At 65.1% G+C, this 22736-nt stretch carries 25 protein-coding genes; 18 read left to right on the top strand and 7 right to left on the bottom strand.

The window, feature by feature from the left end:
- Window positions 1–111: 111 nt before the first annotated feature.
- From THIARS_RS16720 to THIARS_RS16685, 8 genes are all read left to right on the top strand, one after another.
- Entirely contained in the window at window positions 112–861 is a 750-nt protein-coding gene (locus THIARS_RS16720) for an electron transfer flavoprotein subunit beta/FixA family protein (RefSeq protein ID WP_094161872.1), read from the top strand.
- A gap of 74 nt (window positions 862–935) precedes the next feature.
- The gene (locus THIARS_RS16715) at window positions 936–1868 is read left to right on the top strand and encodes an electron transfer flavoprotein subunit alpha/FixB family protein (RefSeq protein WP_094161871.1); all 933 of its coding nucleotides are present in this window, start codon (window positions 936–938) and stop codon (window positions 1866–1868) included.
- An 84-nt stretch (window positions 1869–1952) separates the two neighbouring features.
- Entirely contained in the window at window positions 1953–3737 is a 1785-nt protein-coding gene (locus THIARS_RS16710) for an acyl-CoA dehydrogenase (protein ID WP_094161870.1), read from the top strand.
- Between the two features lie 136 nt (window positions 3738–3873).
- Window positions 3874–4836: an NAD(P)H-dependent flavin oxidoreductase gene (locus THIARS_RS16705; RefSeq protein WP_094161869.1), complete on the top strand. Its 963-nt coding sequence runs from the start codon at window positions 3874–3876 to the stop codon at window positions 4834–4836.
- A gap of 104 nt (window positions 4837–4940) precedes the next feature.
- Entirely contained in the window at window positions 4941–5315 is a 375-nt protein-coding gene (locus tag THIARS_RS16700) for an Mpo1-like protein (protein WP_094161868.1), read from the top strand.
- 123 nt (window positions 5316–5438) lie between these two features.
- The gene (locus THIARS_RS16695) at window positions 5439–5996 is read left to right on the top strand and encodes a cysteine hydrolase family protein (protein ID WP_094161867.1); all 558 of its coding nucleotides are present in this window, start codon (window positions 5439–5441) and stop codon (window positions 5994–5996) included.
- Window positions 5993–6736: a DJ-1/PfpI family protein gene (locus THIARS_RS16690; RefSeq protein ID WP_342747768.1), complete on the top strand. Its 744-nt coding sequence runs from the start codon at window positions 5993–5995 to the stop codon at window positions 6734–6736. The genes THIARS_RS16695 and THIARS_RS16690 overlap by 4 nt, the downstream gene beginning before the upstream one ends.
- A gap of 3 nt (window positions 6737–6739) precedes the next feature.
- Window positions 6740–7705, top strand: coding sequence for a GlxA family transcriptional regulator (locus tag THIARS_RS16685; RefSeq protein WP_094161866.1), 966 nt, complete (start codon window positions 6740–6742; stop codon window positions 7703–7705).
- 125 nt (window positions 7706–7830) lie between these two features.
- Here the strand turns inward: THIARS_RS16685 and THIARS_RS16680 are convergent, their stop codons facing one another.
- A complete protein-coding gene (locus THIARS_RS16680) occupies window positions 7831–8832 on the bottom strand; it encodes a GGDEF domain-containing protein (RefSeq protein WP_094161865.1) in 1002 nt (333 codons plus the stop codon).
- A 333-nt stretch (window positions 8833–9165) separates the two neighbouring features.
- On the opposite strand from THIARS_RS16680, the gene THIARS_RS16675 reads away from it, so the two are divergent.
- The 3 genes from THIARS_RS16675 (at window position 9166) to THIARS_RS16665 (ending at window position 11470) form a co-directional block, all read left to right on the top strand.
- Window positions 9166–9387: a hypothetical protein gene (locus THIARS_RS16675; RefSeq protein WP_094162211.1), complete on the top strand. Its 222-nt coding sequence runs from the start codon at window positions 9166–9168 to the stop codon at window positions 9385–9387.
- Window positions 9388–10388: 1001 nt separating this feature from the next.
- Window positions 10389–11051 (top strand): DUF433 domain-containing protein, encoded by a 663-nt coding sequence (locus tag THIARS_RS16670; protein WP_094161864.1) that lies wholly within the window; start codon window positions 10389–10391, stop codon window positions 11049–11051.
- Entirely contained in the window at window positions 11048–11470 is a 423-nt protein-coding gene (locus THIARS_RS16665; RefSeq protein WP_094161863.1) for a DUF5615 family PIN-like protein, read from the top strand. The genes THIARS_RS16670 and THIARS_RS16665 overlap by 4 nt, the downstream gene beginning before the upstream one ends.
- Window positions 11471–11918: 448 nt before the next feature.
- On the opposite strand, the gene THIARS_RS16655 is transcribed toward THIARS_RS16665, so the two are convergent.
- Together THIARS_RS16655 and THIARS_RS16650 are read right to left on the bottom strand one after the other, a co-directional pair.
- The gene (locus THIARS_RS16655) at window positions 11919–12560 is read right to left on the bottom strand and encodes a urocanate hydratase (RefSeq protein WP_094161861.1); all 642 of its coding nucleotides are present in this window, start codon (window positions 12558–12560) and stop codon (window positions 11919–11921) included.
- A 130-nt stretch (window positions 12561–12690) separates the two neighbouring features.
- On the bottom strand, window positions 12691–13173 hold the full coding sequence (locus THIARS_RS16650; RefSeq protein ID WP_245845960.1) for a hypothetical protein: 483 nt from the start codon (window positions 13171–13173) through the stop codon (window positions 12691–12693).
- A gap of 441 nt (window positions 13174–13614) precedes the next feature.
- On the opposite strand from THIARS_RS16650, the gene THIARS_RS16645 reads away from it, so the two are divergent.
- Complete coding sequence (locus THIARS_RS16645; RefSeq protein ID WP_094161860.1) at window positions 13615–14667, top strand: hypothetical protein; 1053 nt, start codon at window positions 13615–13617, stop codon at window positions 14665–14667.
- Window positions 14668–14688: 21 nt separating this feature from the next.
- On the opposite strand, the gene THIARS_RS16640 is transcribed toward THIARS_RS16645, so the two are convergent.
- From THIARS_RS16640 to THIARS_RS16630, 3 genes are all read right to left on the bottom strand, one after another.
- Window positions 14689–15318, bottom strand: coding sequence for a hypothetical protein (locus THIARS_RS16640; protein ID WP_094161859.1), 630 nt, complete (start codon window positions 15316–15318; stop codon window positions 14689–14691).
- Window positions 15319–15548: 230 nt separating this feature from the next.
- Window positions 15549–15914: a type II toxin-antitoxin system RelE family toxin gene (locus THIARS_RS16635; protein WP_233224424.1), complete on the bottom strand. Its 366-nt coding sequence runs from the start codon at window positions 15912–15914 to the stop codon at window positions 15549–15551.
- Window positions 15901–16152 (bottom strand): type II toxin-antitoxin system Phd/YefM family antitoxin, encoded by a 252-nt coding sequence (locus THIARS_RS16630; RefSeq protein ID WP_094161857.1) that lies wholly within the window; start codon window positions 16150–16152, stop codon window positions 15901–15903. The genes THIARS_RS16635 and THIARS_RS16630 overlap by 14 nt, the downstream gene beginning before the upstream one ends.
- A gap of 365 nt (window positions 16153–16517) precedes the next feature.
- Here THIARS_RS16630 and THIARS_RS16625 point away from each other — a divergent pair, with 365 nt between their 5' ends.
- The 3 genes from THIARS_RS16625 (at window position 16518) to THIARS_RS16615 (ending at window position 19329) form a co-directional block, all read left to right on the top strand.
- A complete protein-coding gene (locus THIARS_RS16625) occupies window positions 16518–16727 on the top strand; it encodes a hypothetical protein (RefSeq protein ID WP_094161856.1) in 210 nt (69 codons plus the stop codon).
- Window positions 16728–17767: 1040 nt separating this feature from the next.
- Window positions 17768–18952 (top strand): replication-relaxation family protein, encoded by a 1185-nt coding sequence (locus tag THIARS_RS16620; RefSeq protein WP_245845959.1) that lies wholly within the window; start codon window positions 17768–17770, stop codon window positions 18950–18952.
- Between the two features lie 53 nt (window positions 18953–19005).
- Window positions 19006–19329, top strand: coding sequence for a single stranded DNA-binding domain-containing protein (locus THIARS_RS16615; protein ID WP_094161855.1), 324 nt, complete (start codon window positions 19006–19008; stop codon window positions 19327–19329).
- Between the two features lie 277 nt (window positions 19330–19606).
- Here the strand turns inward: THIARS_RS16615 and THIARS_RS16610 are convergent, their stop codons facing one another.
- Window positions 19607–20197, bottom strand: coding sequence for a helix-turn-helix domain-containing protein (locus tag THIARS_RS16610; RefSeq protein WP_094161854.1), 591 nt, complete (start codon window positions 20195–20197; stop codon window positions 19607–19609).
- Between the two features lie 258 nt (window positions 20198–20455).
- Between THIARS_RS16610 and THIARS_RS16605 the strand changes: the two genes are divergently transcribed.
- The 3 genes from THIARS_RS16605 to repC are packed head-to-tail and all read left to right on the top strand — an operon-like array spanning window position 20456 to window position 22729.
- Window positions 20456–20665, top strand: a complete 210-nt coding sequence (locus THIARS_RS16605; protein WP_094161853.1) for a helix-turn-helix transcriptional regulator — start codon at window positions 20456–20458, stop codon at window positions 20663–20665.
- On the top strand, window positions 20658–21647 hold the full coding sequence (locus THIARS_RS16600; protein WP_094161852.1) for a helicase RepA family protein: 990 nt from the start codon (window positions 20658–20660) through the stop codon (window positions 21645–21647). The genes THIARS_RS16605 and THIARS_RS16600 overlap by 8 nt, the downstream gene beginning before the upstream one ends.
- Before the next feature lie 23 nt (window positions 21648–21670).
- Window positions 21671–22729 (top strand): replication protein C, IncQ-type, encoded by a 1059-nt coding sequence (gene repC, locus THIARS_RS16595; protein WP_245846002.1) that lies wholly within the window; start codon window positions 21671–21673, stop codon window positions 22727–22729.
- The last annotated feature ends 7 nt before the right edge of the window (window positions 22730–22736 follow it).

Genomic DNA, 22736 nt, shown 5'->3' with positions numbered 1-22736 from the left:
GCCAGCAGCGAGTCTGGACGCGCGCGGCGGGCGCTGGCCTTGACAGGCCCACGCCAGGGTCGGGGCGCTGCCTATACTCGGGGTCGCAGTTTTCAATCATGGGAGTTCTGGATGAAGGTGCTGGTGGCAGTCAAGCGTGTGGTGGACTACAACGTCAAGGTGCGTGTCAGGAGCGACGGTGGCGGGGTGGACACCGCGGGGGTGAAGATGAGCATGAACCCCTTTGACGAAATCGCCGTGGAAGAGGCCGTGCGCCTGAAAGAGAAGGGCGTGGCCAGCGAGGTCGTCGCCGTGAGCTGCGGCGCCGCGGCCTGCGGCGAAACCCTGCGCACCGCGATGGCCATCGGCGCCGACCGCGCCGTGCTGGTCGAGACCGAGGCCGAACTGCAGCCGCTGGCCGTGGCCAAGCTGCTCAAGGCCGTGGTCGACAAGGAACAGCCGCAACTCGTCATCCTCGGCAAACAAGCCATCGACGACGACTGCAACCAGACCGGGCAGATGCTCGCCGCGCTGCTGGGCTGGCCGCAAGCCACCTTCGCCTCCAAGGTCGAACTCGTCGACGGCGCGGCCAAGGTCACGCGCGAGGTCGACGGCGGGCTGGAGACCCTGCAGGTCAAGCTGCCCGCCGTGGTCACCACCGACCTGCGCTTGAACGAGCCGCGCTACGTCACCCTGCCCAACATCATGAAGGCCAAGAAAAAGCCGCTCGACACGCTCAAGCCCGCCGAACTCGGCGTCGACGTGGCGCCCCGCCTCAAGACCCTCAAAGTCGCCGAGCCCCCGAAGCGCGGCGCCGGCGTCAAGGTCCCCGACGTGGCCACCCTGGTGGCCCGCCTCAAGACCGAAGCCAAGGTGATCTGAGCGCCGCCACGGCCGAACCCACCCGCCATCACCCCCGCCGCCGCCCGCCGGCGCGGGCACACCAGGACCAGCCCATGACCGCACTCGTCATCGCCGAACACGACCACCACGGCCTCAAGCCCTCCACCCTCCACACCGTCACCGCCGCGCTGGCCTGCGACCCGCAAGTGCATGTGCTGGTCGCCGGACGCGACTGCACCGGCGCGGCCCAGGCCGCCACGCAAATCGCCGGCGTGGCCAAGGTGCTGCAAGCCGACGCCCCCCACCTGGGCGACGGCCTGGCCGAGAACCTCGCGCCGCAGGTGCTGGCCCTGGCCGGCGGCTACACGCACATCCTGGCGGCGGCCACCGCCTTCGGCAAGAACCTCATGCCGCGCGTGGCCGCGCTGCTCGACGTCATGCAGATCTCCGACGTCATCCACGTGCTTGGACCCGACACCTTCGACCGCCCCATCTACGCCGGCAACGCCATCGCCACCGTGCAAAGCGCCGATGCGGTCAAGATCATCACCGTGCGCACCACCGGCTTCGACCTCGCCGCCGCCACCGGCGGCAGCGCCGCGCTCGAGTCCATCGCCGCGGTGCCCGACTCCGGCCTGTCCAGCCTGGTGGGGCGCGAGACGACCAAGAGCGAGCGCCCCGAGCTCACCGCCGCCAAGATCGTCGTCTCCGGCGGGCGCGGCCTGGGCAGCAAGGAAAACTTCGACGCCGTCATGACCCCGCTGGCCGACAAGCTGGGCGCGGCGCTGGGTGCCAGCCGCGCCGCGGTGGACGCCGGCTACGCCCCGAACGACTGGCAGGTCGGCCAGACCGGCAAGATCGTCGCCCCCCAGCTCTACGTCGCCGTGGGCATCTCCGGGGCCATCCAGCATCTGGCCGGGATGAAGGACAGCAAGGTCATCGTGGCCATCAACAAGGACGAGGAGGCCCCCATCTTCGGCGTGGCCGACTACGGCCTGGTGGCCGACCTGTTCACCGCCGTGCCCGAAATGGTCAAGCAGCTCTGATCGCGCCGCGGCGCGAGGTTCACCACCAGAAGCTGCAACGCCACCCGGCGCCAAGCGGCTCGCCGAAATATCAAGGAGACTCGCATGCGCTACACAGCACCCGTCAAGGACATGGCCTTTTGCCTCGAGCATCTGGCCGGCCTGCCCGACATCGCCCGGCTCCCCGGCTACGAGGACGCCACGCCCGACACCGCGCGTGCCGTGCTGGAGGAATGCGCCCGCTTCAACCAGGACGTGGTCGCCCCGCTCAATGCAACGGGCGACCTGCAGCCAAGCAGCTGGAAGGATGGCGTGGTCACCACCACGCCCGGTTTCAAGGAGGCGTTCCGCCAATTCGCCGAAGCCGGCTGGCAGGGTTTGCAGCACCCGGTGGACTTCGGCGGCCAGGGCCTGCCCAAGAGCATCGCCGCCGCCTGCACCGAGATGCTCAACAGCGCCAATCTGAGTTTCGCGCTGTGCCCGCTGCTGTCGGACGGCGCCATCGAGGCCCTGCTGACGGCGGGAAGCAAGGAGCAGCAGCAGCGCTACATCCCCCGGCTGATCTCGGGGGCGTGGACCGGCACCATGAACCTCACCGAGCCCCAGGCCGGCTCGGACCTGGCCCTGGTGCGCAGCCGCGCCGTGCCACAGGATGGTGGCGGCTACCGGATCTTCGGGCAGAAGATTTTCATCACCTACGGCGAGCACGACATGGCGGACAACATCGTCCACCTCGTGCTGGCCCGCCTGCCCGACGCCCCCGCAGGCGTGAAGGGCATCTCGTTGTTCATCGTGCCCAAGGTGCTGCCCGACGGCCGGCGCAACGACGTGTGGTGCGCCTCGATCGAGCACAAACTCGGCATCAAGGCCAGCCCCACCGCCGTGCTGGTGTACGGCGACGGCAAGGGCGAGGTGGGCGAGGGCGCCATCGGCGAGCTGATCGGCGAGCCCAACCGCGGGCTCGAATACATGTTCATCATGATGAACGCCGCGCGCTACGCCGTGGGCATGCAGGGCGTGGCGTTGGCCGAGCGGGCCTACCAGAAGGCGGCCGGCTATGCGCGCGACCGCGTGCAGTCGCGCCCGGTGGACGGCAGCAGCGCGCAGTCGGTGGCCATCGTGCACCACCCGGACGTGCGGCGCATGCTCATGACCATGCGCGCCCTCACCGAGGGCGCGCGCGCCCTGGCGCTGACGGCGGCCGGTCTGCACGATGTCGGCCGCGCGCATGCCGACCCCGCCCAGCGCGCCGCCCACGAGGCGGCCTACGAATTTCTGGTGCCCATCGTCAAGGGCTTCTCCACCGAAACGAGCATCGAGGTCGCCAGCCTGGGCGTGCAGGTGCACGGCGGCATGGGCTTCATCGAGGAGACCGGCGCGGCGCAGTATTACCGCGACGCACGCATTCTCACCATCTACGAGGGCACCACCGCCATCCAGGCCAACGACCTCGTCGGCCGCAAGACCCTGCGCGACGGCGGCACCCTGGCGTTGGCTTTCGCCCGCCGCGTGCAGCAGACGCAAGAGCGCCTGCAGGCCAGCGGCGACCCGCAGGCGCAGACCCTGGCCGGGCAACTCGGCCGGGCGCGCGAGGCGTTTGAACAGACCGTGGCCTTCGTCGTCGCCAACGGCAAGGCCGAGCCGAATGCGGTTTACGCCGGCAGCGTGCCCTACCTGATGCTGGCCGGAACCCTGCTGGCCGGCTGGCAGATGGGCCAGGCCTGGCTGGCCGCCGGCGAGATGATGGCCGCCGAGGCCTCCTTCGCCCAGGCCAAGCGCACGACCGCGGCGTTCTACGGCGCGCATCTGCTGCCGCGGTGCGCCGCCTTGCGTGACGCCGTGTTGCAGGGCGCCGACAGCGTGATGGCGCTGCCGGCCGAGGCGTTCTGACCCGGCTGCGCCAGGTCGTCCCCTGCACAGCCACGGGGCGGCTCCGCCAGGGCGAACACAAGAAACATCGCCCGCCGGGGCCCGCCACCGCCACCGATCCCAGCCAACCGGCTCCCGTTCACGCGTTGACCCCACCATGCCGCTTCCTTCAGCCCTGTCCCGCCTGCGCCTGCCGATCATCGGCTCGCCGCTGTTCATCATCTCCAACCCCAAGCTCGTCATCGCCCAGTGCACGGCAGGCATCGTCGGCAGCTTTCCGGCGCTCAACGCCAGGCCGGCGGCCCAGCTCGACGCGTGGCTGGCCGAGATCACCGAGACCCTCGCCGCGTGGGACCGGGCGCACCCGGATCAGCCCGCCGCGCCTTTTGCCGTGAACCAGATCGTGCACAGGAGCAACGACCGGCTCGAGCACGACCTGACGCTGTGCGCCAAGTACCGGGTGCCCATCGTCATCACCTCGCTGGGCGCGCGGCCCGAGGTCAACCAGGCCGTGCACGCCTGGGGTGGCATCGTGCTGCACGACGTCATCCACAACGCCTTCGCCCACAAGGCCATCGAGAAAGGGGCCGATGGCCTCATTGCAGTGGCCGCGGGGGCCGGCGGGCATGCCGGCACCCTGTCTCCCTTCGCACTGGTGCAGGAAATCCGGCAGTGGTTCGACGGGCCGCTGGCGCTTGCCGGCGCGATCGCCCGGGGCGACGCGGTGCTGGCGGCGCAGGCCATGGGCGCGGACTTCGCCTACGTCGGCAGCGCCTTCATCGCCACCGAGGAGGCGAGGGCGCCGGAAGCTTACAAGCAGATGATCGTGCAGGGCATGGCGCAGGACATCGTCTACTCCAATCTGTTCACCGGCGTGCACGGCAACTACCTGCGCGGCTCGATCGCCGCCGCCGGGCTGGACCCCGACCATCTGCCCGAAGGAGACCCGAGCAAGATGGATTTCGCCGCGGCGGTCGGCGGAGCCAAGGCCTGGAAAGACATCTGGGGCAGCGGCCAGGGCATCGGCGCCGTCGAAGGCGTGGTTCCCGCCGCCGAACTGGTGGCTCGACTCGGCCGGGAGTACGGCGCTGCGCGACAGCGCTTGTGCGCTGCCGGCTGAACGGCGGAGGACGGCGCCGTGCTGCGCCTGTTGGCGGCCTATAGTTGATTCGTTGATTCGTTAATTTGGCGCAGCGCGGGTGCCGCGCCGCGAAGGAGGTTTCGATGCGCGCACGTGATCGTCATACCCGGCAAGCCCACACGCCGCCGCAGGCCTCGCCGCCCGATCTCGCGCGCTTGGCTGCCAGCCGCTCGTTCGCCGAGTTCTATCCCCTCTACCTGGCCGAGCACCGCAACCCCATGTGCCGCCGCCTGCATTTCATCGGCTCCACGCTGGCCCTGGCGTGCTTGTTCCTCCTGCTGTTCACCGGCCAACCGGAATGGCTGCTCGCCGGCGTGCTGCTGGGCTATGGCTTCGCCTGGGCCGGGCATGTCCTTTTCGAGCACAACCGCCCGGCCACCTTCAAGCGGCCGATCTACAGCCTCATGGGCGACTGGGTCATGTGGTGGCATATGCTCGCCGGCAAGTTGCCGTTTTGAGTCACGCCGCGCACCGTGCGGTGCATGTCCGTTTTTTGTCCTAGACGGTCCCGATCCAGCGTCGCGCGCAGCGGCCTGCGGCCCCATCATGCAGGCTGTTCCCCAACCTGCCGGAGCCTGCTTATGAAAACCGCCTTGCTGTTGATCGACGTTCAAGAATCCTTTCGCCATCGCCCGACCTGGGACGCGCGCGACGTTCCTGCCTTCCTGCACGCCTGCAACACCTTGGTGCAGGGCTGCCAGGCGCGTGGCGTGCCCATCGTGCGCATTTTTCACCTCGGTGGTGACGATATGGCGGCCAATCCCTTCGCCAAGGCCAGCGGTCATGTGCGTCCGCTGGACGGACTCGACGCCTTCGAACCCGCGTTCACGGTCGAGAAGCGCCGCCACAGCGCCCTGGTCGGCACTGGCCTTGCGGACTGGCTGCGCGAACATGGCATCGCGCGTGTACTCGTCGCTGGCATCCGCACCGAGCAGTGCTGCGAAACCACGGCACGCCACGCCAGCGACGAAGGCTGGGAGGTCGACTACGTCACCGAAGCCACGTTGACCTTCGACATGCAGACCCCCGCTGGCAAACTGCTCACCGCCGAGGCCATTCGCGAGCGCACCGAAACCGTTCTCACCGGGCGTTTCGCCACCTTGGTAACGGCCGCGCAGGCACTGGAGCGCGTGGCATGAGCCCATCGTCCGGCCGTCCGAAGATGGGCGATGCCCCGCTCGGCGGGGCCGCGTGCAGCGCGGGGGAGCCCACCATGGTCCCATCGCTCGACCGTCCGAAGATGGGTGACACCCCGCAAGGCACGGATGTGCACGCCACCACCGTCCTCATGCTCGTGTTCGACGACATGGAACTGCTGGACTTCGCCGGCCCTTACGAGGTGTTCACCACCGCGGCGCGGGTCCACGCCCGCCAGGCCGCCGCCGTTGCGCCGCCCTTGTTCACGGTACGCACCGCCTCGCGCGACGGCCGGGCCGTGCGTGCCCGCGCTGGCGTGGTCATCCAGCCCGACCACGCGCTGCGCGATGCGCCCGCCACGCCGTGGCTGCTGGTGCCAGGCGGCGTGGTCGACGCCGTGCTGGGCGACCCTGCCATGCTCGCCTGGGTGGCCGAGCGGGCATCATCGGCGGCGCTGACGGCCTCGGTCTGCACCGGCGCCTTCGTGCTCGCCGCCGCTGGCGTGCTGCACGACTGCGAAGCCACGACCCACTGGGAAGACGTGGCGGAACTGGCCCGGCTCCATCCCGACCTGACCCTGCGCCCGGATGCGCGCTGGATCGACCATGGCGCGGTAGTCACCTCGGCGGGCATCGCCGCCGGGATCGACATGAGCCTGCATCTGGTGGCCCGGCACGCGGGGCGCGAACTCGCCGCTGCCACGGCGCGGCAGATGGACTACCCCTGGACTGAACCCGCCTGAAGCATGCCCGCCGACCCCATCGACGTTCTGTTCGTCGTTCTGCCCGACACCCTCTTGCTCGATCTTGCCGGTCCTGCCGAGGCGTTTCGGCTGGCCAACCAACACCTGCGTTGGCGCGGCCAGCCCGAAGCCTTTCGCCTGCGCTACGTGGGGCCGCAGGCCGAAGTACGGACCTCCGTGGGCGCCCATCTGACCGGAATTGAACCCCTGCCGCCGGTGATTTCAGCACATGTTTGGGTCGTGCTGCTGGGGCGCCTTGGCACCATGAGCGACGTGGCCTGGCGGTTGCCAGTCTGGCTGGAAACGCGCAACTGGCTCGCCGCCAATCTCGGCCCAGCGCTGCAAGGGCAGGGGGGCGCAACCCGGCTGCTCACCATCTGCGTGGGCGCATTGATGGCCGCCGACGCAGGACTCATTGGCCGGCACAGGGTCACCACCCATCACGAATTGCTGAACGACCTTGCGCGCATGGCACCAGCCGCACAAGTTCTGGGACAGCGCGCGTTCGTGGACGACGGCACGCTGCTGTCCAGCGCTGGCATCACCGCCGGTATCGACCTTGCGCTGTACGCCATCGCCGGCCATTGCGGCGCCGCTGTGGCCGCGGCGGTCGCGCAAACCATGGTGGTGTTCGCCCGACGCGGCCCACAGGCCGACCAGATTTCACCCCTGCTGGCCTGGCGCGACCATATGCACCCCGCCTTGCACCGTGTCCAAGACGCCGTGTGCGAACACCCTGAACATCTTTGGAACGCCGCCGCCCTGGCGCGTGTGGCGCTCGTCACTCCCCGGCACCTGAACCGGCTGTTTCGCGAACAAACCGGCATTTCCCCGCGCGATTACGTGGAGCGGGTACGCCTGGCACTGGCCGAGCAGGCATTGGCGCAGGGCGCGCCAGTGACACGAAGCGCCGAGCTGGCCGGCTTTTCCTCGCCGCGGCAACTACGGCGGGCGCGTTCCAGAGCGTAGAACCACTTTTCCCCGCACTTGTGACCAACCGCCGTGGAGTTTGTCGAAGGGTCGAGAATCTTCACATGTTGCGAAGACGCTGGAGGCCTGCTTGCAAGCTTGGGGTCGGCGAAGACGGAGCGCGCCTACTGGCCGTAGACGCCCCAGAAGCGCTCGCGCTGCGTCTTGTTGGCCTTGACCTCGCCCAGGGCCCGCTCCGCATGCCGCAGCAAGCCCTGGGCATCGACGTTGTCGTCGGGGTAGAGGGTGATGCCCATGCTGATCGGGCATTGCCACAACAGCGTGTCGGACAGGGTGTAGGGCACGTCCAGGTCCAATTGCAGGCGCTCGAGCAAGGGCGCGAGGTTCTCCAGGCGGTGGATGTCTTCCAGCACCAGCACGAAATCATCGGCATCCAGTCTGACCACCAGGTCGGTCCTGCGCAGGGCGCGCCGCAGGCGCTCGGCCAGTTGCTGCAGCACCAGATCCCCCAGGACCGTGCCGTGCGCCTCGTTCACGCTGCGGAAGGCGTCGAAGTCCAGCCGCGCCACCGCCACCTTCGTGCCGTTGCGCCGCGCGCGATCCAAGGCGGTGGGCAGCATTTCGTCCAGGGCCGCGCGGTTGAGCAGACCGGTCAGGACATCGCGCAAGGGACTACGCTCGAGCTGTCGGCGCACATGGTCCCCGGCCAGCCGGTACCCTTCCATCTGCCAGGCCTCGTCGCGCCGCAGGCGCTTGTACAGGGCCGCCATCAGCGGCCGGCGCTGCGGCAGCGACAAATCGGCGGCGAAGGCCTCGAAATCGGCGGCGAACAGCGACGACGTGGTCATGATCCACAGCGGCGGCAGCCCCCAGCGGTAATACAGATCGCCGACCTCGATCATGCGGTGCTGCAGTTGCAGGGTGTATTGCGGCGCGAGCAACTCCCGATAGTGCTCCGCATGCATCTCGATGAGCTGGGCGCACTGGTCCGTGCTCAGGGCGCTGAGCATGCCCCCCTGGGTGCTCAAGATCTCGACCTGTTCTTGAAAGGCCAGCGTCGGCACCTGCGCGCGGTTCAACAGCTCCGGCGCGAATTCGGCCAAGGCCTGGGCCTCGGCATCCGTCAACTGCAAGAAGTCCATCAGGATCTGCATGCTTTGCTCCATCAGGTGATGGTCCAGATTAAAGCTTCCCGACCAATGAGCAATGCATCTCGAAGACCAAATGCGAGGAAGATGCGATCTTTATCACGTTCAGTGAGATTTCTTGAATGAATCTGTCAAATATATCTGCCTTGATCCCGCTCCTGGCCGTTTCCGCCAGCGTCATGGATGCCCTATCGACGGCGCCGGCTCAGACACATGCGTGTCGGCGATCGTCACGAGCGTGAAGATACGATCCGGGCGGGTTTCAACTTATGCTTCAATTGCATGGGCAGCACACCCCCTCAGCGCCGTCAGCGCTGAGGCCTTGGCGCGGTGAACCTCGAGTCCAACGACATGAATCCAATCAAGCTTGTAGCAATTGCTCTAATCGTCGCCGGCACGCTTGGGCTCATCTATGGCGGCTTCAGCTACACAAGAAACACCACGGTGGTCAAAATTGGGCCTGTTGAACTCTCCGCGAAGGAGAAGAAAACGGTCAATATTCCGCTCTGGGCAGGTGTTGCCGCCATCGGGGTTGGCGGGCTTCTGCTCGTCTTTGGCAGCAAAAGAAAGTAAAGACCGAACCCGTTCCATGGCGTCGGCGGCTGTGACAGGCTGTTTTTTGATGTGAACGCGTCGCTGACCCAAATGCATGAGATCTGGCCGCGCTTAGATTGGTCGCCGACCTTGCAGCGGAGGTGCCGGAAAACACCCCTGGCGTTGTAGCCTGCGCGCGACATCACGCGACGCTCGGCGACCGGATGGCACTGACAAAGTCACTGACATCGCCGGGTTTGGGACCCGAAAAAGCATCAAGGCCCGACAGCTTGCGCTGTAAGGCCTTGATTGTCCTCTGTATTTCTTGGCTCCCCGACCTGGGCTCGAACCAGGGACCTGCGGATTAACAGAGGACGTATCAGGCCAAACCCGGAGCGTCGTACGCCGACTGCCCCCAACAAAATCAATCACTTGGCCGACCCTAAACGTTACAGAACGTCACGGAGCGACCGCCTCCGACAGGCTTTTCACTGACAAAATCACTGACAAGCCTGTCTTGCGGACTCCATGCTAGATGCGGTTGCGCCGTCCAGCAAGACTGACGCATCCGGGCCACGTCTGGCGTTGCCGGCACGACGCGGTCTGACCGGTTTAGCGGGCCCCTGCGGAATGCGTCGGCGCGGCAGACAACCTGGGCCCAGGAGCGCGCCAAAGAGCGCCGCGATTGCATCGGGCGTCCAAAGGTTCCGGAACCGAAAGCCCTCGGCTTTACCGCATCCGCGTTCCCCGAGCATGGCCAGAACGGCGGGGGCGCAAAGTCCTCGGCGAGGACCCGCAAGTCCAGGCCAAGGGCCTTTGGGCCCGGCGACTACACGGTGGCGAAATCCTCCCCCCCCCGATGCAGAGCAACCTAGCCATTGCCGAGGAGCTCCTGCGCATATCCGATTACCTTGGGCCTGTACTGCCTCTCCCGTTGCGGCGGGATGGATGCGCCGGTAGACAAGCAGTTGCTGCGTCAGTCCTGTGCATGCCGGAGCCCTTTGAACTATACTTCCGACTGTTCGGAGGTATTAGTCACCATGTCCACTCAACACTTCATCCCAACCGCAGAAGCTGCGTTCATCGCCGGCCTGACGGACCGTCAGATGAATCGGGTCGTGGACGAAGGCCTGGTGCCAGAACGCCTCTTTGCGCGCCAAGGAAGCAACCGGCGTTTCACGCGGTTGAGCGCTGCCTTCGCAATGTTTTACTTCGCAACCGAAGACCTGCTCATCGCAGGTGCTCGTCGACAGGTGCTCGAGGAACTCACCGCGCGGGTCGAACTGCGGGGTGTGATGGACCATGTTCTCACCTTAAGGTTGCTGGACGCCATCAGTTGGAAGGTCGAGCGCGAACCCTTGGTCGTCGACATGACGCTCTACATTCAGAGCGCGCTCGCCCGTGCCAAGGAAGTCGACCAAGCGAACGCGCTGGTAACCACTGACCAAGAAGTCATGGGCGGAGCGGCGGTGTTCGCAGGCACTCGGGTGCCCGTCGACATCGTGCTTGGCTCGCTGGCCGCTGGCATCGACATGGGGCGCCTGAAGGCGTCGTACCCGTTCCTGACCGAAGCGCACATCCAGTCCGCCAAGGTCTACAACGAAGTCCATCCTCGCCGTGGCCGGCCGCGCCGCATCTCAGAGGCGAATCCAGGGCTCCCGCGTCGTGTCACGCGCGTCGTCAAGCGCGTGGCCGCTGCATGACGTTCCGGTTCCTCATCGACGAGTGCCTCACACCGGAACTCGTACAGATGGCTGTTGACGCGGGCCACGTCGAGTCCACTTGCGTGCGCGACCGGGGTTTGGCAGGAACCAAAGACTGGGCACTCATCGAACGCGTGGTCGCCGGTGACTTCACGCTGGTGACCCACAACTCTGTCGACTTCCGCGGTGGCGGGCCAGGCAAGCTCGGCGGGGAGCACGCGAGGCAGCCGATTCACGCGGGGCTCGTGTGCTTGAACTCCGTGCACACCCTCGACCTGCAGCGGCAGCTCGACCTATTTCAGATAGCCCTCAACGAGCTCGCGGCGATGGATGACCTGGTCAATCAAGCGTTGGAGGTCTTCGAACGCGAAGATGGCTCCATCGAGGTGAGCATCTATGACATTCCTGACGCAGCGTAGCCGCCCCGCCATTTATGCAGGTGAGGCGTGGCCTCACGTTGGCGGAACGCGCGGTGGCCAGCTCCAACACCGACCGGAGGCTCTGGTTCGGCAAAAGCGCCTACGACCCTGACGTTCTGGTCACGGTGTTGAGCATCTTCCGCACTTACTTCAACTACTGCGAGGTGGGTCGGGACGGAAAAACCCCGGCCATGCGCCTGGGCCTAGCCCGGGGACCCGTCGCTCCGGAGGACATCATCTACGTTCAGCCAGACCTGCCCGCTAGGCGTCGGGCCCCAGCGAACAAAACAAAGCCCCTCGCGTCGAAGCGGGAGGGGCTTGAATCAACCGAAATGGCTTAGCAACACCTTAACAGAACGGCTAGCCCCACGTGGGGGCCGCTCAAGAACCACATCCGTCCCAACGCTGGGGCACCATCACCCTCAGCGGTCGATTTCACCGCTTGCGCTCAATGCAGGACAGCACCCGCCGCCACCGGCTCACCTTGTCTGACGTCAACATCGCTGTGGACACCAGACGCAGGTGGGGGCAAACACGCGACGACGAAGCGCTCCCCAACGTCGAAGCCCGTGATGAGGCTCTCCTGCGATGCTTCTAGCTGCTTCAATAAGCTAGCCAGTTCCAGCGTGCGCGTCACGAAATCCCCCTCCACTGGCGCTTCATCGACCTGCTTGCGAATCGCTCTCCACTCCGCGCTTCCAGGGTCTTTTACAGGCGGCCCGGACGTCACGACGATGACTTGGGGCTTGTCGGCAATCGCGACGACAACGTTCATGCAATGCAGCGTTTCGACTGACTCAAAGAGCCAAGCCCTTGCGACCGGACTGAGCAGCGGCACGATGCACACCACTTGCGTCGATGCCGCTTGCCGTGTGACGACGGCGCACATCATGTCGCCATTTTCGCGGATGGCCAATCCCTGCGTGGTCGGCACGAGGGTGCTCTCAAACAGCCGCGCCACGCGGTCCGGTAGCTCGATAAACAGGGCGTGGCCGTCGTAATGCGGGCGCTGCTTGAGCGTGGCGAGTTCAGCTGCAAACTGCAGCGGGTCGAGCACGAGCCCGAATCCACGATGATTTTGAACAGGCATATCCTTTCTCCTTCAGTTGGGTGGCCTGCTCTCGTGTAGCGAACGCCATCCAGCGCGGAAAAAGCGGGCCCGAAGGCCCGCGAAGAAGAAAGAGGAAAGATTCCAATCCAGAAGTGGCCTTTGCCTTGCGTTACCGCATCGCCCGCACAGCCTCGCCTTCGTTGCCGTCATGCACGATGGCCGCGCGTTGCAGCCACCGCAAAATTTCCGGCAAGCGAGGCGCCTCCGGCCAGTCCAGGTGGCGGTGCTGGCCGTGGATGTCGAGCAAGAGTCGCTTGTAATCCAAGGTCAATTCCGCATCGTCGTTCGCGACAAGCGCTCGCAGCTGTGGGTTGGCCATGAACCGCGCGAACTCCCTCTCAATCACCACGTCCTCAGGCTCCGTGCGCGTCGCAAAGTCGCGGATGGTGATGTCTCCCACGAGCAACCGTACGGTCACCGGCGGGATGCCGAGATAGCGGGCGGCCTTCGCAATAAACGCGTGGTCACGTAACAGTTCTGGTGCCTGGCCGCGGTCAAGAAGCCGCATGTCTTGGTTGCTGACACAGAGCTCTTGGGCCAGCTTGACCGCGTTGTGCCCGCGTCGTTCTGCGTCCTCGAGCAACCATGCCACGAGCGGTCCAGCGGGATGTCGGTACAAGCGCAGCACTCGCTGCGCTGGTGTTTCAGCTTGCGCATGGATGAGCGCAGCGGCAGGCTGCGCTGAATGATTCCTTGTCGTCATAGATGTCCTTGGGATGCACGCAAAGTCGTGCACTGGGTGTAGCGACCGCGGCTCATCGAATCCCCAGCCGCTTGTGTGGCAGCAATTACGACTAGAGCCGGTAGGTGCGCGTCACGTGGGCGCCGTCGCATGGCGACGTGTCGTAACGCCTTTGCTTGATTGCATCAGCGGCAGCTTGGGCATGCGTGAGCTCGCCAGTCGATGCTTGTAGGTAACAAACGGTAATAGTTGTTTTAATACGCAGGTAAGGCGACAACATGCGGCTACAGGTGCCGGCAGGAATAAATACGGTGACTACACGAGGCTCCCTTCAACTCTCAGGAGTCTCTGATGACCTCACCGAAGCATTTTTCCAACATTTCTCCGACCGCCACCGCCACCTCCGCGAGCGAGGTTGCGTCAGACCAGCAGCGTCTTCGCTTTCGCCTGCTCACGTCGCTCGAACTGACGAAGCTGGCATTGGCTCTCCGACAGCAGACCGTGGCCGCGGCCAGCGAAGCCATCCGTGGGCTTGGCGTGGCGCCCCGCCGAGAGACCGCGCAGGCGGTGCTTGACCGCCGCACCTCCATTGACAATGTGCGCCGCTCCAGGGCCGCTCGGCGCCAATTCAACACGCAACCAGCTTTGGCGCAGCGCCTGCGCACATACAAGGCGTCCAAGGTCTTTCCGGTTGCGAAGTCACTGTTCCGCCATGGCGCCGCCGGCGGCGGGACATTCAAGCTTTGGTTTGTGGAAAAGAGCTCGGAGGTCAGCTACAAAGTCGATATCGACTCCAACCGCGACACCTATCGAGGCAGCTTCAAGGGCTGGAGCGCCACGGAGGACCACCACCGCATTTGGGTGCCCCGCGACTGGGCTGCACGTGTACTCGCCCATGGCCTTGCGGACCTGGATGGCATGATGACCCTGGATGCGCACCGATTGATGAGTCCAGAGGGCATCACGCTCTATGCAGCCACCTGGGCTGCGCAGTCACGCGGTTACAGCGTTACGACCCACCGTGGTTTCATTGCCATCTCGGGTGGGCTGTCCTTTCATGCAGACTCGGCAGAGCACGCTGTAGCGGGCATTCGTCGCAAGGTCACCGCCGCCGGCCGGCCGCCGCGGCAGCTTGTGTCGCCGTTGGACACTGACATTGATGCGTTCGTGCGGCGCTACCAGCGCTATGACGTAACGGTCAACCTTGACGATGCGCGCGAGAGCGGCAGTTGCGAGTACGGCATCCGCTCCTGGTGCGAAGCGGTCGGCCTCGACTATGAAGACGGCGAAGCGCCTCTTGCCGACATCCTCACAGCCTTCCAGGCGCGGCCGCAGGTCGAAGTGCGCCGGGCCATTTTGCATGCCATCCGTCGCCAACAAGCCCACCTGCGCAAAGCGGCCTAAGTCACACTCGCGGGGGCGGGTCTACCCGCCCCGCTTCTTGACGAAGCCACTGCCCTGCAGGGCGCGCAACAGCGAGCCCTCGGTGTCCCCCTGCACGGCGTCAAAAAGCTGCGACCAAGTCTTGTAGGTTCGCGTTGTGCGGACACCTTCTGCCGGCGCTGTGCCATAACGACCAGATGTCACCGCTTGGGCGGCAGTACGGATGGCGGTGAGTGCCTCGGCCAGCGGGTCAGTTTGCTTGGTCGTTGCTGCGGTTACGGGAGCGCCCTTCGTGTGCAGCCGAACGACGGCTTGCTGCACACGGTCCAGGATGGCGGCATGGACCGGTTGTGATGCGCTGCGGTCGGCTGCCTCACCCAACAGCCGCTGCGCTTCTTCTATCCGCCACCCCGGGTCCTTCTCTCGCTCCGCTGCAGCCCGCTGCTCCTCGGCCGCACGCTGTCGGGCAGCGTCGCAGATTTTGGATTCAACGAATGACAGTTCGTCGGCGCTCAGCCTGGATTGCAGGGGGGCTGGGATGGAGCTCGCAGTGAGGGGGATGCTGCCCACGTAACGCTGTTGCGTGTAGCCATGCGTGTTAGCGGCGGTGCCTTTTGGAACCCAGGTAGAGCGGTAGAGGAGGGCGCGATTGCGGCGGAACTTGAGGTGCATGGTGACGACATTGGCGACGAGTGATGTCCTGTGTAGCCATCACCGTTCCACACGCCACCGTCGCAGGGTGACCCGGCGTATGGACCCAGCGGTACGAAGCCTGCCAACACGTCGGCACCGGGCCAATACCTCGCGGCATCGGCGTGGGTGCACCACGGAGATACCCATGTCCCCCTGACCGGAGGTCCCCAGCGCGTGCTCCAGGCTGTGCCCGCGACGAGGCGGAGCGACTACTTCGCCGGCTTGCTCTTCAAGGCTTTGGGCAGCGCCGCAGCGGACGCGGACAGGCGGGCTGTGGCCGATGTGTACGCCACGTTGTCTTCGCGCTTGTCGACCGCAAGGACCAGGACAATCAACTGGTCGTCCTCGACGCAGTAGACAAGCCGCACGCCCTGCTTGAGGAGCTTGATTTTGTAGCATCCAGCCAGCGCGCCGTGGAGGGCGCCGCCGGGGACATGCGGACGGTCGAGCCGCTTCGCGAGGGTCTTCTTCAGGTTGACGCGTATCGAGCCGTCGAGTTGGTGCCATTCCTCGAGGGCCTCGGGCATGAAGTGCAGCCGGTATTTGGGCTGGACCTTGCCCTTAGAGGTCGTCAAGGTCGACCTCCACGGCCCGCGACTTGTCCGCCAGCCGGCTGAGCGCCTTGCGATGCAACTCCTGGTCGGCCAGCTCGTCCATCAACGCCTTGAACAGCCGCGGTTCGACCATGTAGAACGCCGCCCGATTGTGGTTGAGCACCGCAACGGGGCGGTTGTTGGCTTCGCGCAGCACGGCGGCCGGATTTTTCTTGAATTCCGACATGCTCACGGTGATGTCGGCAAGGATGGCTTCCATGGTTCGGCTCCAAATAATGAGCCAATTATAGCTACGATAAACGTTCGCATCGAACTCGGGCCATGGCTATTGCGCTGGCCGCCAAGGCCCTTGAAGGCAACGACTCGGAGGAGCGATGGCGAGGAGGCAGTCCTTGCCGAAACCGCCACGACTGGCGCGCGCAGTGCCAACCTGCCACCCCATGCTCCGCGATGACATGGATGTCCGTCCGCAGCGCCATCGCCTCATCTGCGCTCAAACGGGCGCTCTGTGCATCGATAGAATTCACGGCATGAACTGACCCCACCACCGCGGGCGCAACGCCCGCAGACCTCGCTTACGGATTGCACGACAGGGGTCGTGCGTCCGCACCAAACGAGGTCATCATGCATACCAGTCAGTTCAATGCCGTCATCCAACTGCTCGCAAGCGGCGCGTACATCGAGCAAGTCTCCGAGGCGCCGCTCGTTTACCGAATCCGCCTCGGCAGCGACTCCGCGCCCCTTCCGGGCGGGCTGGTTCAGCAACTGCTGGCAAGCAGGGTCATCAAGCAGAGCTGCAGGGTTAGCGGTCGGATGCGGTACGTCGCCACTTGAGTGCCGTGGGTAAGGGTCCGGGGGAAAACGGTCGGCCCCTCGCGCAGCTGCTCTTGAACCACAGTGACCATGCGACCTAGCAACACTTGACGCTTGGCCCAGCGTCACTGCTGCCACGCGCGCCGGTACCTGTTGGCACCCTCGCCATTGCCAAGCACGCCATCCAAGTACTTCAGGCCCGACGGCTCCTCACGATTGCTCTCGATAGAAGTAGCTGAAGGACGGCTCGGCGTCCAGCCGAGTGCCTGGGCAGCGCATCTGCTGCGTGCAAGGGTCACAGTGCTCTCGAGGGTGCGGTAATGGAAGAAGAGTTGCTCGCGACCGGGCACGGCGAGGCGGTGCGAACCGCCGCCGGCCCAGCGCAGCCCCCTCGAAGAGACTGAACGAGCGCCGACAGGCGCGTAGCTGCAAGCAGCGCGGGCCCCGGGCTTTCAACGACGGCGCCTCGGATGGCACACCCGGCCGGCGTGGGAGTACGAATTTCCACGTGGAAAGTCTCCGCCCCCCGGGAGGCACCTCCGACGGCACGGCCGCTTGAAAGACAGGGCCAGCTGCGGAGGCACGGCTGCTGGAAGAACAGTTGGTGCCGACGTCGACAACACAGCGGCTTCGAAAGACGGTTAGGGACGGCGGCGGTTCGCACCGGCGAAGCCGGGCGGATGGACATGTGGCCTTGCTGGACGTCGCGACGAAAACGTGAACGACGCGCGCCCCAGCGCGCGAGCCATGGCGTGGGGAACAAGCACTTGCCCCCTGCCCACGGCTTGGCGTGCGTGAACCCTTGAGCAACCAACGTCGGCTCGGTGGCGGCGTGGTGGGCTGGCTATTGGGATGCGATGGCGCAGCGCTGGCTACACGGGTGATGCCGCTGCTGCCGAGACGAGACCAATCGATGGACAGCGGCCCCGCAATCCCCATCGATGGAGCACCCAGCCATGCCAACACAAACGAAGACACGCCCAAGCGCAACACGCGATGCCGGGCCAGTCGCCACAGGTTCACCCTCGCCCGCAACAGGTGGCGCCACCTCCGGCATCACCGTGAGCACGCGAAACGGCGTAACGGCTGTAACGCGTAACGGCGTAACCAACGAGGCCAAACTCGGCGACACGCCGGTTACAGCGTTACACGGTTACGACGACCAACGCCCGCTCGCACCCTCTCGCGGTCTGACCACCAGGGCATCGAGCCTCCATCTGCGTGACGCCATTTTCGAACGGTCCCTTCGGCTCGCAAACAGATTTAGGGTCATCCGCACCATCGACGTCGCCGCCGCTTGCTTTCCCGAGCGCCCATTCAAAGCTTCCCTGACAGCAGCCCAACGGGCGGTCCGCGGCATGGTCAAGCGTGGCCTTCTGCGTCGTTACAGGACCGACCGATTCCAGACGGTCTACGGACTCACGCAGCCCGGCGTAGATTGGCTCGGCGACCATGGCCACGACGCCGCATCTTCAGTGCGAAGGGTCAGCGATATGACCAATCCCGAACACCGATTGTGGGCCCAATTTCTTGTGGTTTGCAGCTGGGCGCGAGGCCTCCGTGCGGTCACAGAATCCGAGCTCCTGCATGACCTCAATGCCAATGCCAAAGCTGGCACGCGCAATGGGAGCAGCAAGGCCGTCCAAGGTTACATCACCGTGAGCGTCCATCGCCGCGGCGCCTCTGTCCGCAAGCACCTGCGCCCAGATGCGGTCGCGTTCGATGTGGAGGGGCGAGGCGTCACATGGTTCGAGGTCGACCGCAGCAAGCGAGGCTCCGACCGCCAGGCCGACCTCGCGGCGTTGGTGGGCGCGATTGGCAACAAGCTCGCCGATGGGCGGGTGCTGCGCCGCGTTGTCGTCATGTGCAAAACCGAGCGCATCGAGCGTGACGCGGTCCGTGTCGTCGAGCAGCTCGCGGCTGCTTGCAATCAGCTCGTGCTGACCGAAGGGCGTAGGCACATCCGGCGGCAGAGTGATGGCGTCTACGAGGTGATGGCTGCAATCCCGGTCAAGCGCCAGGACAGCCGAACCGCACTGATAGATGAGCAAGTTGGTCATGTCATCGTGCAGATGCTGCCAATTTGGCTGCCCAAGGTGCGGATTGATGTGACGAACAAGTGGAGCACCGACGGCTGGTTTGGCGACAACTACTTGCCTTACAAACGGCCGGCGAATCTGAGCCTTTGGCGAGTGCCAGGGTCGCCGCTGGTGCCGACCGATGATGAGGATGGCGACGATGGCTGACCGGTCGCTACACGAAGGGATGGCATTTGCCATCGCATTTGAATGAGGACACTATGCAAGTTTTTGGAAACGTGGCGACGCAACCCGAGCGCAAGGTATCGAAGAGTACGGGTCGTGGGTACTACGAATTTCGGTTGTGCGAGAGCCAACGCGGGGTCGATACTGAGTCCACTTGGTACACCGTGCGCATGATGAAGGACCACAACCCGCGCCTTGATAAGGGGGCGTTCGTCAAGGTCACGGGCAAACTCAAGACCGATTTTTACCTGTCGCGTGAGGGCAAACCCACAGGCACGCTGCTCATCCTTGCGTTCGAAGCGAGCAAGCTCGCTCGACCAGCCATTGCACTCGCAGCGGAACAAGCCGCCACGGCGTAGGAGAACCCTGCGCAGGCTGCCTAGTCCATCCCCGTTTGCGACCAATCTGGTGGTCGCTGATGACAGGAGATATCGATGCTTGACATGCTCAGCCTTCTCGCACTTGGGGCGGTGCTCGCGGCCTGCGTCGCAGACCTGCGCCGAACCGTGGGGCGTCATGCCCGCAGGCGCAGTTCTAGGTCATAGACGTCTAAGAACGTCTGAGGTCAAGCGGGCCCCAGCTTCACGAGTTTATTGATTCCAAAAAACAGCCCCCGGAGAAAATCCGGGGGCTTTATCAATTCGCGGTGCTGTCCTGGGTTCGCTTGAGCGCAGCGCGACGCTTGACCAATTGCCGCTTCATGGCGTGCACCTCGCGCGCCAAGGTCCTGGCCTGGAGTTCCATAGGCAGCAGGGTCTTGCCAGTCGCAGCCTCGTAGAGCTTGACGATGCAGTACTGCGTCTCAGCCTTGCTCGCGCGCAGTTCGGCTGTGAGCAGGTGCCCCCACATGATGTCCTCAGCGACGAATCGCATCGCTGGCTCGAGAGCTCGCGCATGAAACAAGTCGGGCTCGAACAAGTCCTGGGGTCGAATTCGCCCCGCTAGTTGCAGCACCGTCATGCGTGGTACGCGTAAATACAGCGCACACGCTTGCGCGAAGTCGTCGCTGATTTGGTCGACACGCCGCGTACCTGCTATCAGCAGATTGAGGTATGGGTAGCTGTAGCCAATCGCCTCTGCCATTTCGTGCATCGACTGTCCCCGCTCGCTTGCGCATTGCACCAGCGCTGCCATGAGCAGGCCGCCTGGGCGGTGGGCTTGCGTCTTGTCGAAGTTCCCAGACCAATGGGTTATGGGGGCGGGAGCTTCGTGGGTGGTCGCGTTCATGCTGTTGTTCTTTCTTGCCATCTTTGTTTCCTTTGCCTGAGAGGGACGTTGCACCCGTCGTGAGTGTGAATTTCTCCTTCGTGTAGCGAGCGGCACTCCACAGTGCGCGGGGGCTGTCAGGTGGCCGCCAGCGAGGGGCGATGCATAAACGAGGTGGCTACACATGCCAGTTGAGACCGATGGATGGTTTCAACCGGCAAGAGCGGTCGGGGTCGGTCGACGTGTTTGCCAGCCAAGAACCGGCCTGGAAAGTACGCAATGGAAGTGCAACGATTATTGGATTTGGGCGAGCTAGCTGAGGTGCTCGGCAGAAGTCCAGAAACCATCAAAAAAGACCTTAAACGTAACCCCGAAGCGGTGCCACCGCGATTGATGCTGCCGCATACGCGCCTGTTGCGCTGGCGCGCAAGCGACGTGGATGCGTGGCTTGAACAGCACGTGCAAACAGCGGGAGGCCGTCATGTCTGAGACCACCACCCTCTCCAAGCCGAAGCCGGCGTTCTCGGACCCCCTCGATGTGCATGCGCTGCTGACGACGCCCCCGACTCCGCTGGACCATGTCCTGCCCGGTCTGCTGGCCGGAACCGTGGGCATGCTCGCCGGTCCGGGCGGGGCTGGTAAAACCATGCTCGAGTTGCAGCTGGCCATCGCCATGGCGACCGGAACTCCGGCCTGTGCCGGTCTGTTCGCGGGGCTGCTGCCTACCAGCAAACCCGCCTCCGTGGTTCTCGTTGCGGCGGAGGAGTCCAAGGCCGTGCTGGCGCATCGTCTGCACGCCATCGCCCACACCCTCTTCGAACGGCGGGAACAGTTCGGCATCAAGCTGGCGTTTGAGGAGTTTCTCGCTCGGCTGCAGAACAACCTGCGCCTGTTCGCGGGGACAACGCAGTCCTACGCCCTGCTCGATGCCGACCAGCAACGGACCCGTGTGCTCAGGGACCTGGCCAAGGCCTGCGAGGGTGCGCGCCTGGTGCTCATCGACCCGTTGCGTCAGTTCCATGACTGCGACGAGAACGACTCCGCGGCGATGAACAAGCTGGTGCAGGCCCTGCGCAGTCTCGCCGAGCATGTCGGTGCCGCGGTGCTCTTTGCCCATCACGCCAGCAAGGCGGCCACCTTCTCCGGCCAGGGAGACGCGGCGGGGGCCGCACGCGGCTCCTCCGCCCTGACTGACGGCGCACGGTGGCAGCTCAACCTGAGCCGGCTGTCGCGCGACCAGGCGCAACACGCGGGCGTCTCCGAAGAAGCCCGCGGACAGGTCCTGCTGCTCGACGTCGCCAAGGCGAACTACCTGCCGCCGCAGCCAACCATCCGTTTGCAGCGGCTGGCCGGTGGCGTCTTGGCTGTTACAGAGAGCGTGGCTGGTCAGGTGACGCAGACACGCACTAAGGTGCCCAGCACCGCTGCGCCCCGTGCGCGGCAGCTCAAGCTTGCGGGGGCGCACGCATGAACTCGACATCGCCATTGCGCATCGTGCGCTATGACCCGGCCACGGGTCTCAGTCAGCTGTTTCGCCCGCTGCCGAAAACCAAGACCCGTCCAACCCTCGATGTCGTCTATCGTCCGGCCCAAGGCGGGATGACGTTGCGTTTCAGTGCCCGCGAAGCGCTTGGCATGCCCGAGCAGACGCTATTGCTCGTGCTGCTGGAGCTGGCGCAAGAACAATACGCACAGGTCGCACGGGATGTGGTGGTCATCGACCGCCGTGCGACCGGCATCGGCCAGGACTTGTGGCGTGCCATGCATGACGGTCAAGCGGCCGTGGAGGGCGAAACATTGCACATCCGCACGTCCTGGTACGAGCTCGCCGGGCGCTGTGGCAGCCACGGGGGGCGCAGCCAGCAGTTACGCGAAGAGCAGTTGCGGCGCCTGTGTGAAGTGGTCGTCTGGGAGAAAGCCAACGATGCCCTGAACAGCGTCCGGCAATCTCGACTCGTGACACTCTGGCATGGCAACGATGTCCGCCTGCATCTCGCGGTGAACTGCCGCCTTGCCGGCGCGGTCATGGGTGGGCTGTATGCCCAGGTGTCGATGCGTGAGCGCCAGGACCTGGCGACCGACACGGCCCAGGCCGTGCATGCCTTCTTGTCGACCACGCTCAGAGCGGGGCGCTCGCTCAAGGTCGGGGTCGAGACCCTGATGCAGCGTCTCTGGGACGCGAGCGGCGTGATTCCGCAGGGCACACTCCGGGCTCGGCGCAAGGCGGTGCGCGACAGCCTGGTGGCGCTTGGGCGGCTGCCTGGCTGGGGTGTCGCCTGGCCGCGGGTTGAGGTGGCCGAAATCACCCGACGCGCGGTACGGGCGCGGCAGCAGCCAGGGACTATCGGCAACGCCAAGCCTGAGGCCGCCGTGCTGGAGGATACACCGCAGGCTGTCTCGACGGCCATGGTCGAGCGCTTCGATGCCACCCGATTCATGCAGCGCGTTGTCGATAGTCCATCCCCAGGGACTATCGACAACGCCGACATGGACGATGGGCAACGGGGTGATGCAGAAAACCCATGCCAAGACAAGGCCTTGAGTCTTCTTTGAGAGCCTG

It is taken from the genome of Thiomonas delicata (assembly GCF_900088825.1).
Lineage (GTDB): Bacteria > Pseudomonadota > Gammaproteobacteria > Burkholderiales > Burkholderiaceae_C > Thiomonas_A > Thiomonas_A delicata.
The sequence above is the reverse complement of the archived record's forward strand: the minus strand, read 5'-3'. Positions and strand labels throughout refer to the sequence as shown.

What these genes read in the sequence shown, in the direction of transcription:
- THIARS_RS16640 (WP_094161859.1), bottom strand. Translation starts at nt 15,318, where the DNA reads ATGCACCTCAAGTTCCGCCGCAATCGCGCCCTCCTCTACCGCTCTACC.
- THIARS_RS16690 (WP_342747768.1), top strand. Translation starts at nt 5,993, where the DNA reads ATGAGCCCATCGTCCGGCCGTCCGAAGATGGGCGATGCCCCGCTCGGC.
- THIARS_RS16610 (WP_094161854.1), bottom strand. Translation starts at nt 20,197, where the DNA reads ATGAACGCGACCACCCACGAAGCTCCCGCCCCCATAACCCATTGGTCT.
- THIARS_RS16670 (WP_094161864.1), top strand. Translation starts at nt 10,389, where the DNA reads ATGTCCACTCAACACTTCATCCCAACCGCAGAAGCTGCGTTCATCGCC.
- THIARS_RS16720 (WP_094161872.1), top strand. Translation starts at nt 112, where the DNA reads ATGAAGGTGCTGGTGGCAGTCAAGCGTGTGGTGGACTACAACGTCAAG.
- THIARS_RS16710 (WP_094161870.1), top strand. Translation starts at nt 1,953, where the DNA reads ATGCGCTACACAGCACCCGTCAAGGACATGGCCTTTTGCCTCGAGCAT.
- THIARS_RS16675 (WP_094162211.1), top strand. Translation starts at nt 9,166, where the DNA reads ATGAATCCAATCAAGCTTGTAGCAATTGCTCTAATCGTCGCCGGCACG.
- THIARS_RS16655 (WP_094161861.1), bottom strand. Translation starts at nt 12,560, where the DNA reads ATGCCTGTTCAAAATCATCGTGGATTCGGGCTCGTGCTCGACCCGCTG.
- THIARS_RS16705 (WP_094161869.1), top strand. Translation starts at nt 3,874, where the DNA reads ATGCCGCTTCCTTCAGCCCTGTCCCGCCTGCGCCTGCCGATCATCGGC.
- THIARS_RS16615 (WP_094161855.1), top strand. Translation starts at nt 19,006, where the DNA reads ATGCAAGTTTTTGGAAACGTGGCGACGCAACCCGAGCGCAAGGTATCG.
- THIARS_RS16600 (WP_094161852.1), top strand. Translation starts at nt 20,658, where the DNA reads ATGTCTGAGACCACCACCCTCTCCAAGCCGAAGCCGGCGTTCTCGGAC.
- THIARS_RS16695 (WP_094161867.1), top strand. Translation starts at nt 5,439, where the DNA reads ATGAAAACCGCCTTGCTGTTGATCGACGTTCAAGAATCCTTTCGCCAT.
- THIARS_RS16665 (WP_094161863.1), top strand. Translation starts at nt 11,048, where the DNA reads ATGACGTTCCGGTTCCTCATCGACGAGTGCCTCACACCGGAACTCGTA.
- THIARS_RS16700 (WP_094161868.1), top strand. Translation starts at nt 4,941, where the DNA reads ATGCGCGCACGTGATCGTCATACCCGGCAAGCCCACACGCCGCCGCAG.
- THIARS_RS16715 (WP_094161871.1), top strand. Translation starts at nt 936, where the DNA reads ATGACCGCACTCGTCATCGCCGAACACGACCACCACGGCCTCAAGCCC.
- THIARS_RS16625 (WP_094161856.1), top strand. Translation starts at nt 16,518, where the DNA reads ATGCATACCAGTCAGTTCAATGCCGTCATCCAACTGCTCGCAAGCGGC.
- THIARS_RS16680 (WP_094161865.1), bottom strand. Translation starts at nt 8,832, where the DNA reads ATGGAGCAAAGCATGCAGATCCTGATGGACTTCTTGCAGTTGACGGAT.
- THIARS_RS16630 (WP_094161857.1), bottom strand. Translation starts at nt 16,152, where the DNA reads ATGGAAGCCATCCTTGCCGACATCACCGTGAGCATGTCGGAATTCAAG.
- THIARS_RS16605 (WP_094161853.1), top strand. Translation starts at nt 20,456, where the DNA reads ATGGAAGTGCAACGATTATTGGATTTGGGCGAGCTAGCTGAGGTGCTC.
- THIARS_RS16685 (WP_094161866.1), top strand. Translation starts at nt 6,740, where the DNA reads ATGCCCGCCGACCCCATCGACGTTCTGTTCGTCGTTCTGCCCGACACC.
- THIARS_RS16645 (WP_094161860.1), top strand. Translation starts at nt 13,615, where the DNA reads ATGACCTCACCGAAGCATTTTTCCAACATTTCTCCGACCGCCACCGCC.